Origin of the sequence: Mesorhizobium sp. B2-4-13 (genome assembly GCF_006658535.1) — a bacterium.
Taxonomy (GTDB): domain Bacteria; phylum Pseudomonadota; class Alphaproteobacteria; order Rhizobiales; family Rhizobiaceae; genus Mesorhizobium; species Mesorhizobium australicum.
In genome coordinates, this window is sequence record NZ_VFVB01000005.1 from 167330 (window position 1) to 182936 (window position 15607).

The 15607-nt window shown below is 63.2% G+C and carries 13 protein-coding genes; 7 read left to right on the top strand and 6 right to left on the bottom strand.

Annotated elements, in window-relative coordinates; translation table 11 throughout:
- Positions 1-30: 30 nt before the first annotated feature.
- Complete coding sequence (locus FJ936_RS15960) at positions 31-1065, top strand: aldo/keto reductase (protein ID WP_140790071.1); 1035 nt, start codon at positions 31-33, stop codon at positions 1063-1065.
- Positions 1066-1127: 62 nt separating this feature from the next.
- Here FJ936_RS15960 and FJ936_RS15965 read toward each other — a convergent pair whose 3' ends face one another.
- Positions 1128-1400 carry an usg protein gene (locus FJ936_RS15965; RefSeq protein ID WP_023784217.1) on the bottom strand — a complete coding sequence of 91 codons (273 nt, stop codon included), beginning with the start codon at positions 1398-1400 and terminating at the stop codon, positions 1128-1130.
- A gap of 318 nt (positions 1401-1718) precedes the next feature.
- Between FJ936_RS15965 and acs the strand changes: the two genes are divergently transcribed.
- Together acs and FJ936_RS15975 are read left to right on the top strand one after the other, a co-directional pair.
- Positions 1719-3674 carry an acetate--CoA ligase gene (gene acs / locus FJ936_RS15970; RefSeq protein ID WP_140712403.1) on the top strand — a complete coding sequence of 652 codons (1956 nt, stop codon included), beginning with the start codon at positions 1719-1721 and terminating at the stop codon, positions 3672-3674.
- Positions 3674-4420, top strand: coding sequence for an MOSC domain-containing protein (locus FJ936_RS15975; RefSeq protein WP_140790073.1), 747 nt, complete (start codon positions 3674-3676; stop codon positions 4418-4420). Before acs ends, FJ936_RS15975 begins: the two co-directional genes overlap by 1 nt.
- Positions 4421-4435: 15 nt before the next feature.
- On the opposite strand, the gene FJ936_RS15980 is transcribed toward FJ936_RS15975, so the two are convergent.
- From FJ936_RS15980 to FJ936_RS15990, 3 genes are all read right to left on the bottom strand, one after another.
- A complete protein-coding gene (locus FJ936_RS15980) occupies positions 4436-5704 on the bottom strand; it encodes a cyclopropane-fatty-acyl-phospholipid synthase family protein (RefSeq protein WP_140790075.1) in 1269 nt (422 codons plus the stop codon).
- Between the two features lie 334 nt (positions 5705-6038).
- Positions 6039-7517 carry a TadE/TadG family type IV pilus assembly protein gene (locus tag FJ936_RS15985; RefSeq protein ID WP_141906762.1) on the bottom strand — a complete coding sequence of 493 codons (1479 nt, stop codon included), beginning with the start codon at positions 7515-7517 and terminating at the stop codon, positions 6039-6041.
- 384 nt (positions 7518-7901) lie between these two features.
- Positions 7902-8771 carry a transglutaminase family protein gene (locus tag FJ936_RS15990; protein ID WP_015315150.1) on the bottom strand — a complete coding sequence of 290 codons (870 nt, stop codon included), beginning with the start codon at positions 8769-8771 and terminating at the stop codon, positions 7902-7904.
- Between the two features lie 194 nt (positions 8772-8965).
- Between FJ936_RS15990 and FJ936_RS15995 the strand changes: the two genes are divergently transcribed.
- Complete coding sequence (locus FJ936_RS15995; RefSeq protein ID WP_140790079.1) at positions 8966-9631, top strand: HAD-IA family hydrolase; 666 nt, start codon at positions 8966-8968, stop codon at positions 9629-9631.
- A 9-nt stretch (positions 9632-9640) separates the two neighbouring features.
- Here the strand turns inward: FJ936_RS15995 and FJ936_RS16000 are convergent, their stop codons facing one another.
- Positions 9641-9862: a DUF1674 domain-containing protein gene (locus FJ936_RS16000; protein WP_015315148.1), complete on the bottom strand. Its 222-nt coding sequence runs from the start codon at positions 9860-9862 to the stop codon at positions 9641-9643.
- 105 nt (positions 9863-9967) lie between these two features.
- Between FJ936_RS16000 and htpX the strand changes: the two genes are divergently transcribed.
- Both htpX and FJ936_RS16010 read left to right on the top strand, forming a co-directional pair.
- Positions 9968-10990, top strand: a complete 1023-nt coding sequence (gene htpX, locus FJ936_RS16005; protein ID WP_141906763.1) for a zinc metalloprotease HtpX — start codon at positions 9968-9970, stop codon at positions 10988-10990.
- The gene (locus tag FJ936_RS16010) at positions 10987-12375 is read left to right on the top strand and encodes an RsmB/NOP family class I SAM-dependent RNA methyltransferase (RefSeq protein ID WP_181763143.1); all 1389 of its coding nucleotides are present in this window, start codon (positions 10987-10989) and stop codon (positions 12373-12375) included. The genes htpX and FJ936_RS16010 overlap by 4 nt, the downstream gene beginning before the upstream one ends.
- A gap of 96 nt (positions 12376-12471) precedes the next feature.
- Here FJ936_RS16010 and FJ936_RS16015 read toward each other — a convergent pair whose 3' ends face one another.
- Positions 12472-13404 carry a phytanoyl-CoA dioxygenase family protein gene (locus FJ936_RS16015; RefSeq protein WP_141906814.1) on the bottom strand — a complete coding sequence of 311 codons (933 nt, stop codon included), beginning with the start codon at positions 13402-13404 and terminating at the stop codon, positions 12472-12474.
- 425 nt (positions 13405-13829) lie between these two features.
- Between FJ936_RS16015 and FJ936_RS16020 the strand changes: the two genes are divergently transcribed.
- On the top strand, positions 13830-15554 hold the full coding sequence (locus tag FJ936_RS16020) for a heparinase II/III family protein (RefSeq protein WP_140719860.1): 1725 nt from the start codon (positions 13830-13832) through the stop codon (positions 15552-15554).
- Positions 15555-15607 lie beyond the last annotated feature (53 nt).

Sequence of the window (15607 nt, forward strand, 5' to 3'; positions counted from 1 at the left end):
ACCTCTTCACAAACCACCAGGAGCAAGAAAATGGACTATCGACGTCTCGGCGCATCGGGCCTGAAAGTCCCGGTGCTTTCATTCGGCGCGGGCACCTTCGGCGGCTCCGGCCCGCTGTTCGGCGCCTGGGGCAACAGCGACGCGCAGGAAGCGCGGCGGCTGATCGACATCTGTCTCGAGGCCGGCGTCAACCTGTTCGACACGGCGGACGTCTATTCGAACGGCGCCTCGGAGGAGGTGCTCGGCGAAGCGATCAAGGGCCGTCGCGATGCGGTGCTGATCTCGACCAAGACAGCGCTGCCGATGGGCGACGGGCCGGGCGACTACGGCTCCTCGCGCTCGCGGCTGATCAAGTCGGTCGACGCCGCGCTGAAGCGCCTCGGCACCGACTATATCGACCTGCTGCAACTGCACGCCTTCGATGCCGGCACGCCGATCGAGGAAGTGCTGTCGACGCTGGATGACCTCGTTGGCTCCGGCAAGCTGCGCTATGTCGGCGCCTCCAACTTCTCCGGCTGGCAGGTGATGAAGTCGCTCGGCTTGGCGGAGAAGCACGGCTATCCCCGCTATGCCGCGCATCAGGTCTACTATTCGCTGCTCGGCCGCGACTACGAATGGGAGCTGATGCCGCTCGGCCTCGACCAGGGCGTCGGCGCGCTGGTGTGGAGCCCGCTCGGCTGGGGCCGCCTGACCGGCAAGATCCGCCGTGGCCAGCCTCTGCCGGAAAAGAGCAGGCTGCACGAGACGGCTGATTTCGGGCCGCCGGTCGGGGACGAGCACCTCTATCGGGTCATGGATGAGCTCGACGCGGTGGCGCAGGAAACCGGCAAGACCGTGCCGCAGATCGCCATCAACTGGCTGCTGCGGCGCCCGACCGTTTCCTCCGTTATCATCGGCGCCCGCAACGAGGAGCAGCTGCGCCAAAACCTTGGCGCCGTCGGCTGGGCGCTGACACCGGAGCAGGTGAAGAAGCTCGATGCCGCAAGCGAAGTCACCGCGCCCTACCCGTACTTCCCCTACCGGCGTCAGGAAGGCTTCGCCCGGCTGAACCCGCCGGCGGTGTGAGCCGCGCTGGCGTTGAAGCTGCCAATCTCCCCCCTGGCGGGGGAGATCAGCTGTATCACCGCTCAATGCAGCACGAACTCCCCATCCACCTTGCGCCATTCATTCGGCGCGATCAGCTTCTGGTGCGTGTAGACCACCGAATGCAGTGGCCCGTCGAGCTTGGCTTTCCAGAATTCGATGAACCGGATCAGCACCGGAAACTTCGGAGCGATGTCGTAGTCCTGCCAGACGAAGCTCTGCAAGAGATGCGGGTGGTCGGGAAAATGATAAAGAATCTTGGCCGTGGTCAGACCGTAGCCTTTGAGCATCAGGTCCATTTCAAGATGGTCGCGCATTATGGTCCCCTTGGGTGGTCCCCTGGTTGATTCTCCTTTCCTCCCAGCTGCCAATTGTGCGCGCCGGTACTTAACTGTCTATTGATTTTTGTTGGTCTCAAAGGGAACTTCTCGGGTAAAAACATGCGGTTAGCAGCGAACCACGTCGAGTGCTGACAGTTCCGGAAAGCGCCCCTGCGGCATCCCGCCGCGCGAATCCAACGTCTAATGTTGCCGTCGCGACGGAACTGGTAATAATGCCGCCGAATTCGCGGCTGCGTCGCCGCGATCCCGCGGGCGTTTCAAGCCGGCGGACTGGTTCGGGAGGAAAGCCAAGAAATGTCCGAGGTTCATGTCCATCGCGTCCAGCCGGCGTGGAAGAAGAACGCCCTGATCGACAATGACACCTACCTCAAATGGTATGCCGACAGCGTGAAGAACCCGGACAAGTTCTGGGGCAAGCACGGCAAGCGCATCGATTGGTTCAAGCCCTTCTCCAAGGTCAAGAACACCTCCTTCGACGGCAAGGTCTCGATCAAGTGGTTCGAGGATGGCCAGACCAATGTCTCGTACAATTGCATCGACCGCCACCTGAAGAAGCGCGGCGACCAGACCGCCATCATCTGGGAAGGCGACAACCCCTACGACGACAAGAAAATCACCTACAACGAACTCTACGGGCACGTCTGCCGGCTCGCCAATGTGATGAAGAAGCACGGCGTCAAGAAAGGCGACCGCGTCACCATCTACATGCCGATGATCCCGGAGGCGGCCTACGCGATGCTGGCCTGCACGCGTATCGGCGCTATCCATTCGGTCGTCTTCGGCGGCTTTTCGCCGGACGCCTTGGCCGGTCGCATCGTCGATTGCGAATCGACCTTCGTCATCACCGCCGATGAGGGTCTGCGCGGCGGCAAACCCATTCAGCTCAAGGAAAACACCGACAAGGCGATCGACATCGCCGCCAAGCACCATGTCAAGGTCAAGACCGTTGTGGTCGTGCGCCGCACCGGCGGCAAGATCGGCTGGGCGCCGGGACGCGATGTCTGGTATCACGACGAAGTCGCGACGGTTAAGTCTGATTGCAAGCCGGAGAAGATGAAGGCGGAGGATCCGCTGTTCATCCTCTACACGTCGGGCTCGACCGGCAAGCCGAAAGGCGTGCTGCATACCACCGCCGGCTACCTCGTCTATGTCTCGATGACGCACCAATATGTCTTCGACTATCATGACGGCGACATCTACTGGTGCACCGCAGATGTCGGCTGGGTAACCGGCCACAGCTACATCGTCTACGGGCCGCTCGCCAACGGCGCCACCACGCTGATGTTCGAAGGCGTGCCGAACTACCCCTCTCAGTCGCGCTTCTGGGAAGTCATCGACAAGCACAAGGTCAACATCTTCTACACCGCGCCGACGGCGCTGCGCGCGCTAATGGGTGCCGGCGACGCGCATGTGAAGAAGACCTCTCGCAAGTCGCTGCGCGTGCTGGGCTCGGTCGGCGAGCCGATCAACCCGGAAGCATGGGAGTGGTATTTCAACGTCGTCGGCGACGGCAGGGTCCCGATCGTCGATACATGGTGGCAGACCGAGACCGGCGGCATCCTGATCACGCCGCTGCCTGGCGCCACCGACCTCAAGGCGGGTTCGGCGACACGGCCCTTCTTCGGCATCAAGCCGCAGCTGGTCGATAGCGAGGGCAAGGTGGTGGACGGTGCGGCCGACGGCAACCTCTGCATCACCGATTCCTGGCCCGGCCAGATGCGCACCGTCTATGGCGATCACGACCGTTTCGTGCAGACCTATTTCTCCGCCTACAAAGGAAAATACTTCACCGGTGACGGCTGCCGCCGCGACGCCGATGGCTACTACTGGATCACCGGCCGCGTCGACGACGTCATCAACGTCTCCGGCCACCGCATGGGCACGGCCGAGGTCGAATCGGCCCTGGTCAGCCATGACAAGGTTTCCGAGGCCGCCGTCGTCGGCTATCCCCATGATATCAAGGGCCAAGGCATCTATTGCTACGTCACCCTGATGGCCGGCGGGCAGCCGAGCGAGGATCTGCGCAAGGAGCTTGTCGCCCATGTCCGCAAGGAGATTGGCGCCATCGCCACGCCGGACAAGATCCAGTTCGCGCCCGGCCTGCCCAAGACGCGTTCGGGCAAGATCATGCGCCGCATCCTGCGCAAGATCGCCGAGGATGATTTTTCCGCACTCGGCGACACCTCGACGCTTGCCGATCCGGCCGTGGTCGACGACCTCGTTGCCAACAGGCAGAACAAGAAGGGCTGATGCGGGAAGATGCGGTATTGGGCACCGTCACTCAGTTGTGGCGCTATCCGGCAAGTTCGCTCGCCGGCGAGCGCCGGGACACCATCCTGGTTGGACCGGCTGGGATCGAGGGCGACCGCCTGTTCGGCCTTGTCGATGCTTCGGACAATGAGATCGCCCGGCCGGATCGCGACGTGAAATGGCACAAGGTGCCGCGCATCCGCACCCGGCTGAGCCGCGACAGCGAACTGGAAATCGCCGTCCCCGATGGCGACTGGCTCGCCGCCCCCGGCCCCGAATGCGACCGCGCCGTGTCGGCCTATCTCGGCTTCGGCGCGTCGATCCGACCGTTCCACGGGGAGAGCGCGGCCGGCTACGCCGGGCCGCTGACCGCGGAGCGCTACCGCAAGGCGCCGATCCATCTCCTGACCACGGCCTCGCTGGCACGGCTGAAGGCGCTCCATCCGGAGGGGGCCGCCGATCCGCGCCGTTTCCGTCCCAACATCGTCGTCGACATGGCCTCGGTCGACGGCTCGTTTCCCGAAACCGAATGGATCGGCAAGAAGCTCGCCATCGGCGACCTCGTCCTGACCGTCTCCGAGCCGTGCCGGCGCTGCGGCTTCACCATCATCGCCCAGGATGGTTTCGACGATGATCCGGGCATCCTGCGCAATCTGGTCCGCCACAACGCCCACAATCTCGGCGTCTACTGCACCGTCGACCGGCCCGGCCGGGTCGGGATCGGCGCGCCGATGCGGTTCGTCTGACCTTCCGGCCCAAGCCTATCGATAGAGATCCGCCCGCGTCGGTGGCAGGCCGCTCGGGCCTCGCGCGCGTTTGGTGGCGACAGTCTGGAATATCTGCGCCGAGGCGCGTTCGAAGGTGATGGAGCAGCCGCTCAGATAAAGCAGCCACAGCCGCGCCTTGGCTTCGCCGACCTCGGCGATCGCCTCGTCGAACCGCGCCTGCAGACGCTCGGCCCACAGCCTGCAGGTGCGGGCATAGTGCTCGCGCAAATTCTCGACATCATAGACGAGGAAGCCGTGTGCTTCGAGATTGCTTGATGTCATGCCGATCGTGTCGAGTTCGCCACCCGGGAAGATGTATTTGATCAGCGCCTTGTATTCCGGCCCCTTGCGCAGGGTCTTCTTGACGTCGCCCTTGCTGCGCCTGGTGATGGCGTGATGCAGATAGATGCCGCCCGGTTTCAGCAGCCGGTGGACAGCGGAGAAATAAGCGGCATGGTTTGCCAGGCCCAGATGCTCGAACATGCCGATGGACGATATCTTGTCGAAGGTGCCGGTGAGCTCCGCATAGGACTTTATCTCGATGGTGATCTTGTCCTCCAGACCCTCGGCGCGAATGCGCTCGCGCGCTAGTGAGGTCTGGGCTTGCGACAGCGAGACGCCGTGTCCGACGACACCATAGTTTTTCGCGGCGTGGATCAGCATCGCGCCCCAGCCGCAGCCGATATCGAGCAATCTTTCGCCGGGCTTCAGCCGAAGCTTGCGGCAGATATGGTCGAGCTTGTCGACCTGCGCCTCGTCGATGCCGTTTGCGAAATCCTGGAAATACCCGCAGCTATAGACCATGCGCTCGTCGAGAAAGAGCCCGTAAAAGGCATTCGAGATGTCATAGTGATGCTGGATCGCCTCCTTGCTGGAGCCGCTGACGAACGGGTTGCGCCCCGCGAGATCGACCCGCGACGCCATCTGCTTTCTCGAAAACAGCACCGCCGGCAAGTCACGCAGAAGCGCCCGTTTGGGCAACGCCTTCAGCTTCGACCGCAGCTTGCCCGTCGAAGGCAGGGCATAGAAATCGAACAGCGATCCGTCCTCGATGTCGACTGCCTTGGAAATCCACATCTCGATAAGGGTCGACAGGGACGGTCGGCGAACGATCTGCCAGACAATATCGTGGTCGTTGATGATCAGCACGGGGCCGGTGGCGGGGCCGATCCGCTCGCCGGTCCACAGCCTGACCGCGAAGCCGGGCTTGACCGCCTCGACTACCGTTCGAACGATGCGCGCAGCTCTTTCGGTGGCGTCCATGCTCTTCCTCGCGGTCGATGACGCGATGTTGTCCTTTTGGGCCGCGGATCGCAAGCACGTCACGCTTTTTCCACCCGGCATCTTGTCATTTGCTGCAACGCACCCCATCATGAGTGTGTGTTCAACAAATCGAAAGGAGGTGATCCGATGTCGAGTGATTTCGTTTTCCAGAACGTGGGCTCAGCGGATTGCACTTTCGGGAAGCAGTCTTCCCGTTAAGGCGCGAGATGCGCGGTCGGTGACGTAAGCGTCACCACCATTGAGCCGCGCCATGGACGGAAACACGGAAGGCCGCCGGCTTCGAAAGAAGCGGCGGCCTTTTCCTTTTTACGGTCTATTGGGTCAGTACGACCTTTTCGGTGTTGCGGATGATTTCCTGAAAGGCATTATCCAATTCCAGCCCGGTGGACACCTCGAAATAATGTCTCTCGGCGGCGGAGGCGTCTTTCGAAGAACAATCCTTTAGCACCGCCTTTGCCTGATCCCTCTCGGTTGCCGACATATCCTTATCGTTGAGGTCGAAGCCGATGGTGAAAATCTCGATGTCGTCATTTTTCATATTGTCGCACAGCGTTTCAGCATTGCCGCGCGCAAGATTGCCCTGGCTGTTGTATCTCCCAGCAACACCCGCGAAGGCGGTATTGAACTGGCCATCGGTCATCAGGATCGCAACCTTGGCGACCTTCTTCGCATCGGCGTTCGAAGCGCCGTTGCCGAGACCGGCATTCTCGATCGCAGCGCGCCATTGCGGCGACAGCATATAATAGGTCCACTGAATGGCGATCGCGCCGGCCGTATAACCATCGGCCTGGAAGTCGTCGATCGAATCAAGCAATGCCTCCGAATCCGCGGTCAGCGGGATCACTTGCGCGTCAGGACACTTGTTCATTCCCTGGTCGCTGAGATGATCGTCCCGATTTACCAGGGCATAATATTTCTTGCCGTTCCTGTCTGTGCGAACCGTGTCTGGGCCATCGGCGCTCAAGTCGGCATCGCCGTTCTTATTCTTGCGCTCGGTAGCGCAATTATCCGGGTGTGGCATGGCCGCCCCAACAATGGAGACGTAGTCGCTGAAGGACGGCAGCAGATTTTTGCCCGTCTTGGCAACGAGAAGCGAACTGCCGGCGACGGGTGGTAGTTCAGAACTCCCTTGCTTCTCGGCATAGACGTTTTCGGCCAGTTTTCCAGCGTTCACGCCAGATGCATAGGGCACAATCGCGACACGGACGCGGGGGTTCTTCGGGTCTTGGTTCTCGAGCATCGTCTTGACGGCGTTCGTCGCGGCGACTTTCAGATCGCCGATCTTGTTGACGTTGCCCCGCCTGGCCATCGATCCCGTTATGTCGAGCATCATGGCTACCTCTATCTGCTTGTCGGAATAGAGCGCTGTGGTGGAAGCGCCGACGCGCTGCATGTCACCGGTGCTGAACAACGGGAAATAGAGGCCGACATCGACGTGGGCATCCGCCCGGACCGTGTTGGCGGTCCTGTCGACGATCAGCTTGTCGAGCACGATCTGGCCAGCGTGCAGAATGCCCGCCGCGCCGTTGGCGTCGAGAAAGGCCTGCACGGATTTGTTTGCGTCGGCCTCCTTGCTGGCGCCGGTGGTCAGGTCACGTGCCGTCGATGTCACGGCCGCGTCGAGCACGCCCTGCAGGCTCGATCTGGCGTTGTAGAGTTGCGTGATATTGACCGAGAAGCCTGCGGCCAGCGCCAAGACCGAGGCAGCAAAGCCGAACAGGACCGCGAAATTTCCACTGCGGTCCCTGGCGAAGCCGCCGACCGCGTGAACAAGACCCCCGTAATTCCGCATCCAACAGCCTCCACTTGCCTCGGCCTCGTCGCCGCATCGGGGGCAATGCAGGATTCCAGCCGGAACGGGAGGCTACCCGATCCGCGATCGGGAATTCACCAGCAGAACATTGCTTTTATTGGATTTTCACGGGGTAAGAAGGTGAACGGTCGGTAAACGTCAGCGTGTATCCGCGCGCACCTTTACCGGACGCTTACCATGCCCATAGCGAAGTGCTGGTCCGGTGTCCGGCGACGTCTTGTTGCGGCACAGCATCTCTGTCCCGAAGCGGGCCAACTGTCCCAGGATTGCGAAGCATGTCGAGGCACAAACCCGGCCAGGTGTGTTGAGATTCAGGTCAGGCCAAGCCATTTGCAGCCCGGCCTCACCTGAATATCAACGCAGCTAGGCCAGCATCCGCGCGCTGACCGTCCTGTCGATGCCGTGATAGGGTGGATTGAACAGCCTGCCTTCCTGTTCGTAGGTCCATACCTTGAACAAGCTCAGCCGGTGCGGGCCGAAACTGTGCAGCAAGGGAACGTCGGTGGCGTCGCGGCCGCGCGCAATGACGACGCGACCGGTCCTCGGCCGGTTGTGGCGCGGGTCGAATGTATACCACTTGCCGTCCAGGAAGGCTTCCATCCAGGCCGAGAAATCCATCGGCGCGGGATCCGCCGGCACGCCGATATCGCCGAGGTAGCCGTTCACGTAGCGCGCCGGAATGTTCATGCAGCGGCAGAGCGTGATCGCCAGATGGGCAAAGTCTCGGCACACCCCGACACGTTCCTCGTGCGCTTGCGCGGCGGTGCGGGTCGAACGGGCATAGCCGTAGCCGAAGGACAGGCGGTTATGGACATAGTCGACGATCGCCTGCACCCGCGCCCAGCCGGAAGGAAGATGGCCGAAGAGCTGCCAGGCAAGGTTACTCAGATGATCCGTCTCGCAATAGCGGCTGCCCAGGAGATAGAACAGCACCTCGTCGGGCAGCTCGGCGACGGGCATTTCCCGGGCCAGCGTATTGACCTCATCCGTCTCGCCGCTGTCCTCCACGACCGCGTCATAAAGGATGCGAAAGCCGCCGGCCGGCGCCGTGAAGCGGCGGCAGGCATTGCCGTGCAGGTCATGATAGAGTCTGGTCGGCACCGAAGGCGAGGTCAGGACACGCGTCTGCCGCTTGATGTCGGCCTGCCTGTCCTTGTGAATCTCGAGCAGCGAAATCACCGGAGTGGCCTCGGCGCATTCGATGGCAATCTCATAGCCGAGGCGTATCAGCATGGGCATCGTCCCTTGGTTCGCGGGGTGGGAATTGTACGTTTGAAACGTTGCAAGGTGACGGTGGTTCCCTGGATCGCGTCCCAAATGCGCTCCCGCGCCCTTCCCCAAATGCGCTCGCGCGCCTTTCCATGTCAGCGCCTTGGCGTTACGGTTGCGTCCTCCCTCGACCCCTCCCCCACACTTCAAGGAAAATCATGTTTGCTGGCAGAAAATTCGCCGCCTTCCTCTTCGATATGGACGGCACGCTCATCAATTCCATCGCCTCGGCGGAGCGGGTCTGGGGCGATTGGGCGCGGCGCCACGACCTCGATGTCGCGGCCTTCCTGCCGACGATCCACGGCGTACGGGCGATCGAGACCATCACCGCCCTGGCGCTTCCGGGCGTCGACCCGGGACACGAAGCGGATCTGCTGCTGAAGGCCGAGGCCGACGATCTCGACGGCATCGTCCAGATCGCCGGCGCCGTGGCATTCCTCAATTCCCTGCCGCCGGAGCGCTGGGCGATCGTAACCTCGGCGCCACGCTCGTTGGCGCTTGCACGCATGAAGGTCGCCGGCATTCCCGTCCCCGCGGTCCTCGTCGCGGCGGAGGACGTTTCCCGCGGCAAGCCGGCGCCAGATTGCTTCCAGCTCGGCGCAAGACGCCTTGGCTTCGACGCGCGCGATTGCCTGGTGTTCGAGGACGCCCCGGCCGGCATCGCGGCGGCGGAGGCGGCGGGCGCTTCGGTCATGGTGATCAACGCCACGCACCAGCACCCCCTGGCAACACAGCACGCCGCGATATCAGGTTATGACGCAATCGGCATCACCGTCGACGAGCGAGGCTGGGTTGCGCTCGAGCCGCAGCGCAACGCTGCTTGAGATCAGTCGCTAGAAATCACTGGTCAGGCCTTTGACCTCCCAGTCACCATAGCGGCCGGGCTCCTTGCCGCCACGGCCGCCGATCTCCCGCGGAAGTGCTGCTTCCTTGCGGCGGTAGTCCTGCCGCCTTGCCTCGGCTTCCTGCAGCGCGCGGCGGGCGGCGGGCGTCAGCTCCCGTGGCGGCGTGCCATCGTCCGGGCCGGGCGGCGTTTTACTGGTTTCGTCGTTCATGCGATATTTCCAGTGGATTGAAACGGGAACGGGCGTTTCCCATCATATAGCGATGACCTCACGAGGATCGAGCCTTTTTCACCACCATCCGGACAGGAGCAGACGATGAACACCATTCGCACCGCCATGCTTCTCGCCGCCATGACGGCGCTGTTCATGGGCGTCGGTTTTTTGATCGGCGGTTCGGGCGGCATGATGATCGCGTTGGTCATTGCCGCCGGCACCAATTTGTTCAGCTACTGGAACGCCGACAAGATGGTGCTGTCGATGAATCGCGCCGTCGAGGTCGACGAGAAAAACGCGCCGGAATATTACGCCATCGTCCAGGCGCTGGCCAAACAGGCCGGCCTGCCGATGCCCAGGACCTATCTGATCGACAATCCGCAACCGAATGCCTTTGCCACCGGCCGCAATCCGCAGAACGCGGCGGTCGCCGCCTCCACCGGCCTGCTGCAGCGGCTGACCCATGAGGAGGTCGCCGCCGTGATGGCGCATGAGCTCGCCCACGTCCAGCACCGCGACACGCTGACCATGACCATCGTCGCCACCTTTGCCGGCGCCATCTCGATGCTCGGCAATTTCGCCTTTTTCCTCGGCGGCAGCCGCGAAAACAACAATCCGTTCGGCTTTGTCGGCGTGCTGGCGGCGATGATCGTGGCGCCCTTCGCCGCCATGATCGTGCAGATGGCGGTCAGCCGTACTCGCGAGTACGAGGCCGACCGGCGCGGCGCCGAAATCTGTGGACACCCGCTGTGGCTGGCCTCCGCGCTTGACAAGATCGCCCGCGGGGCCGAACGCATTCCCAATCCCGATGCCGAGCGCAATCCGGCGATGGCGCATCTCTTCATCATCAACCCCCTGCATGGCGAGCGCATGGACAGTCTGTTCTCCACCCATCCGAGCACCGACAACCGCATCGCCGCGCTGCAGGCGATGGCACAGCGGATGGGCGAAGGCACTCCGCCAGCCACGCAGCGCCAAGCGCCGATGTCAACGCAGGCTGACGAGCCGGAGATGACCGGACCGTGGGGCAAGCCAACCGCGCCGGAACGGGCGGCCGAGCCGGCCAGCCCAAAATCCAATCCGTGGGGTCGCAATCCGACCGGGCCCAAGGGCCGGTGGTCGTGAGCGTCGCGGGCAGGGCACCTCGACGCACGGTTCCAGGCGATCAGGATCACAATGCCGGCAGCGAATTCGTTGCCGGCCTCGCCGCGCGCAAGGCGGCGGCGCGGCTGATGGCCGCCGTCATCGACGCCCGCACGCCGCTCGACGGCCTGACCGATCACGAGAACGGCCATCCGCAATACAAGGCGCTCGATCTGCGCGACCGTGGCCTGGTACGCGCCATACTGGTCACCGCGCTGCGCTACCGCATGACCATAGCGGGACTCCTGGCGCGGCGCCTGGAAAAGCCGCTGCCGCCCAACGCGACCGCCTTGTCGCATATCCTGCATGTGGCGGCGGCGCAGATCCTGTTCCTCGATATTCCCGACAGCGCCGCCGTCGACCTCGCGGTGACCCACGCCAAGTCCGATCCCCGCACGCAGCGCTTTTCCGGCCTGGTCAACGGTGTGCTGCGCACGCTCGCGCGGGCCAAGGAGTCCGAGCTTCCGGCCGCGCTTGCCGCCACCGACGAAGCGCCGAAATGGTTTTCCGACCGGCTGAAGGCCGCCTACGGCGCCGAGAAGGCCCGGCAGATCCTGGCTGCCCACCGCCACGAGGCGCCGGTCGATTTCTCGGTCAAGGCCGATCCCGAACCCTGGGCCGAAAAGCTTGGCGGCATTGTCCTGCCGACGGGAACGGTTCGGGTGGAGAAGCTTGCCGGCGCCGTCACCGAATTGCCGGGCTTCGCGGAGGGTGCATGGTGGGTCCAGGACGCGGCGGCCAGCTTGCCGGCAAGACTGTTCGGCGATGTCAGCGGATTGCGCGTCGCCGATCTCTGCGCCGCGCCCGGCGGCAAGACCGCGCAGCTCATTCTCGCCGGTGCCAAGGTCACCGCCGTCGACACTTCGAAGAACCGGCTGGCGCGGTTGACGCAGAACCTTGCCCGCCTCGGCCTCCCCGCCGAAATCGTCCAGGCCGACCTGCTCAAATACGAGCCGGCGGAGTTGTTCGACGCCGTGCTTCTCGACGCGCCATGTTCCTCGACCGGCACCGTTCGGCGACATCCCGACGTGCCCTGGACCAAGACGGCGGCGGACGTCGAAAAACTCGCCGACCTGCAACGCAGGTTGCTCGCCCGCGCCGTGATGCTGGTCAGGCCCGGCGGCCGGATCGTCTTTTCCAATTGTTCGCTCGATCCGCGGGAAGGCGAGGAACTCTACCGCGCCTTCCTGGTCGACAATCCGGGGGTGACCACCGATCCGATCCGGCCGGGTGAATTTGCCTGTCTCGACCCGTTCCTCACATCGGATGGCGCGCTGCGCACCACGCCCGCCGACATGGTGCTGGGCGCACCCGCGATTTCCGGCCTCGACGGCTTCTACGCGGCCCGCATGCGGCGTGCCGGCTAAAGCAATCCCAGGAAAAGCGTGTAACGGTTTCCGTCCGGAATTGCGTGAAGACAAAGAGTTAGAGCGGGCGGCGATCCCATCAAACGCTGTACCACTCTAAAGCATGTCATCAAGGCTCCAATGATTGCCCCAGCGGGCATCGATTTCGTCGTCGACATTCTGGTAGCGGATATCCGTCGACAGCCGGATCAGCCCATCGAGGCTCTGGTTGGTCGTCGAGGCATGGATCATGTAGGGCGAGTGAAGGACGATGTCGCCCGCTTCGAAATCCGCCATCAGCCAGCGCGTGTCGAACCGCTCCGCCATATCGGGCAGGTCCTTCGACACCCAGCCGCCCTCACTCATGTTGCGATTATAGGCACTGATGCGCTCCTGCGGACTGAGAGCGGAATTGTCCTTGTTGAACTGTCTCTCCAGGGCGGCGCCGACGGCGTGTGATCCCTCCAGGTAGACCAGGCCGCCCATGTCGATGGTCGCGTCGCCGATCGGTATCCAGGTCGTCACCACCCGGTTGGTGCCTCCGCGCAGATAAACGAGATCGTAATGCGCCGGCGTCGCGGTGGCCGTTCCAGGCAAGGTGAAGCGCATGATCTTGCGTTTGTGCAGATAGGATAGGCCGCCCACGAAACCATCCATCAAGCGCGACAGGCGCGGCTGCGCGCAAAAGCCTTCATAACCGGTTGACCGGACCACCGACATCAGCCGGCGCTCGGCGAGCTGACGGTCGATGGCACGATCCGAAGCGATGCCGAGCGAGGGATCCGTCCCGGGTTCCAAAAGCCCGCTCTCGGCAAGATGGGAAAGCACCCAGCCACGAAAATCGATCACTTCCCTGCGGGGCAAAAGGCCCTTCAGCCAGACATAGCCTTGGGTCGCATAAAGATGCCGGATGGCTTCAATGCCGACGGACGGGTCGGTCGCGGAAAGGTATCCGAGCCTGTTCGGCATTGTCGACAGCAGCTTGCCGTCAGCAGTGAGGGCAACCGGTGGGGTGTCCGGAAATGCCTGCTCATCCGTTGATACCGACATTTCAATCACCTGGATCGTTTCGACCTTGGCCGGAGAGTACCTTATCATTCGGAGCGCTCCTATGGATAGGAAACCGACCTCCATTTGCTCATGCCGTTTCAGCCGCGCATCCTGTTCGCCAGGCAATTGCTGGCGGCGACCGATTCGATCGAACGGTCGCGACGAGGGTCGGTATCGGCGATGCCCTCCGCGTCCCGCGGCCCTTTCTGGACCACGAAAACTGCTGGCCCAGCGCGTTTGGCCGCCACCGCAAGAAGACATAAGTCGCAGGAAAACCGGCTGTATGGCCCGGAAAAGACGTGACTTTTTTTAGGGCGACCCGGCCACGGCCCCGTTGCGCGCCTTACCGAGGCGAAATCCGCCTTCGCATAAGTTCTTGAATCATATAAGCTTGTGCTTGGGATAGAGGACGACCAGGAGGGGTTTTGGCACTTGCTGCCGGCAACACGACGCGTCTGTGGACGCTGGTCGCGAAGGAGTTCTGGCGCAAGACGCGCCGGCGCCTGCGCGCCGGGCCGATCTATCGCTGGCGCTATTCGGGCCGCACGCCCGAACGTGTCCTGATCGCACCGCCGGACCTGCGCCTCGCCGATCCGCAGATCGCGCTCGAGATCTACTACGGCCGTTATCCCCTGTCCGGCCACCTGGTCGAGACCGGCGGCAAATCCCCTTTCCAGATCAATGTCCCCAATCACGGTTGGCAGAAAACGCTGCATGGCTTCCGCTGGCTGCGCCATATGCGCGCCGCCGGCACCGAGCTTGCCGCCGCCAACGCCCGTGCCCTGGTTTCGGACTGGATCGCCATGCATGGCAATCATATTTCGGGCGTTGCCTGGGAGCCAGGCACGACCGCCAAACGCATCATTGCCTGGCTGCAGCACTCCTCCATCGTGCTGCAGGGTGCCGAGTTCCCCTTCTACCGCGCTTTCCTGAAATCGCTGGCCATGCAAATCCGCTATCTCAGGTCGATGGCGCGCGAAATGCCCGACGGCAAGGACCGGCTGCGCGCCCGCATCGCGCTGGCCTTCGCGGCGCTGTCCCTCCCGGCGCCGGCCTCGGCGCTGCGCGGCGCCACCCGCAACCTCGCCGGGGAACTCAATCGCCAGATCCTTGCCGACGGCGGTCACATCTCGCGCAATCCAATGGCGGTGCTGGAAATCCTCGCCGACCTCCTGCCGCTGCGCCAGACCTATGCCAACCAGGCCGAAGCGCCGCCGCAGGCGCTGATCGGTGCCATAGACCGCATGTTGCCGGCACTGCGTTTCTTCCGCCACCAGGACGGCAGCCTCGCCCGCTTCAACGGCATGGGCGCCACCATCCATGACCGCATCGCCACCATCCTGCGCCATGACGACACCGCCGGCGCACCGCTGCTGCATGCGCCGCATTCGGGCTATGAGCGGCTGGCGATGGGCGGCACCACCGTCATAGCCGATACCGGCCTGCCGCCACCGGTCGACGTGTCCAATGCAGCGCATGCCGGCTGCCTTGCCTTTGAACTGTCGTCGGGCCGCCAGCACTACATCGTCAATGCCGGCATCGACACCTACGGCGCCGCCGAGTTCCGGCCGCTGGCCCGCGCCACCGCCGCGCATTCGACGGCCACCATCAACGACACGTCTTCGGCGCGTTTCACCCACGCGCTGCGGGTAAACGATCAGTTGGGTTCACCGTTGATCGGCGGCCCGCAGCAAGTGCAGTGCAAGCGCATCGACCAGAAAGGCGTCCACGGCTTCGTTGCCCGCCATGACGGCTATCTCCAGCGTTTCGGCTTCCTGCATGAGCGCGAGTTGAAACTCTCCTCGGACGGCAATGTGCTGGCGGGCCGGGACCGGTTCCAGCGGCCGGGCAGCACAGCGATCCGCAACAATGGCCGCGATTTCATCACCGTGCGCTTTCACATCCACCCCGACATCAATCTGCTGCAGGACGAGCAGGAGCGGCTGGTCCTGACCGGCGATCAGGCCGATACCTGGGTGTTCACCTCCAGCGAAGTGGTGCCCGAAGTTGAGGAATCGATCTATTTCGCCGGTCTTGGCGGTCCGCGCCGCAGCCGCCAGATCGTGCTCGCCTTCAAGGCGTCCGAAATTGCCGACGTCCACTGGCAGCTGACCCGCACAAAGATCGCCGGTTATTCCGAAAACAATTGAGCTTGCGGCGGCAATGGCATGCCGCGAAAAGCCAACGCTTGATTTCCGAGCCT

Excerpts from the sequence above, each read along its gene's own strand:
- FJ936_RS15960 (WP_140790071.1), top strand. The coding sequence starts at position 31 with ATGGACTATCGACGTCTCGGCGCATCGGGCCTGAAAGTCCCGGTGCTT.
- FJ936_RS15965 (WP_023784217.1), bottom strand. The coding sequence starts at position 1,400 with ATGCGCGACCATCTTGAAATGGACCTGATGCTCAAAGGCTACGGTCTG.
- acs (WP_140712403.1), top strand. The coding sequence starts at position 1,719 with ATGTCCGAGGTTCATGTCCATCGCGTCCAGCCGGCGTGGAAGAAGAAC.
- FJ936_RS15975 (WP_140790073.1), top strand. The coding sequence starts at position 3,674 with ATGCGGGAAGATGCGGTATTGGGCACCGTCACTCAGTTGTGGCGCTAT.
- FJ936_RS15980 (WP_140790075.1), bottom strand. The coding sequence starts at position 5,704 with ATGGACGCCACCGAAAGAGCTGCGCGCATCGTTCGAACGGTAGTCGAG.
- FJ936_RS15985 (WP_141906762.1), bottom strand. The coding sequence starts at position 7,517 with ATGCGGAATTACGGGGGTCTTGTTCACGCGGTCGGCGGCTTCGCCAGG.
- FJ936_RS15990 (WP_015315150.1), bottom strand. The coding sequence starts at position 8,771 with ATGCTGATACGCCTCGGCTATGAGATTGCCATCGAATGCGCCGAGGCC.
- FJ936_RS15995 (WP_140790079.1), top strand. The coding sequence starts at position 8,966 with ATGTTTGCTGGCAGAAAATTCGCCGCCTTCCTCTTCGATATGGACGGC.
- FJ936_RS16000 (WP_015315148.1), bottom strand. The coding sequence starts at position 9,862 with ATGAACGACGAAACCAGTAAAACGCCGCCCGGCCCGGACGATGGCACG.
- htpX (WP_141906763.1), top strand. The coding sequence starts at position 9,968 with ATGAACACCATTCGCACCGCCATGCTTCTCGCCGCCATGACGGCGCTG.
- FJ936_RS16015 (WP_141906814.1), bottom strand. The coding sequence starts at position 13,404 with ATGTCGGTATCAACGGATGAGCAGGCATTTCCGGACACCCCACCGGTT.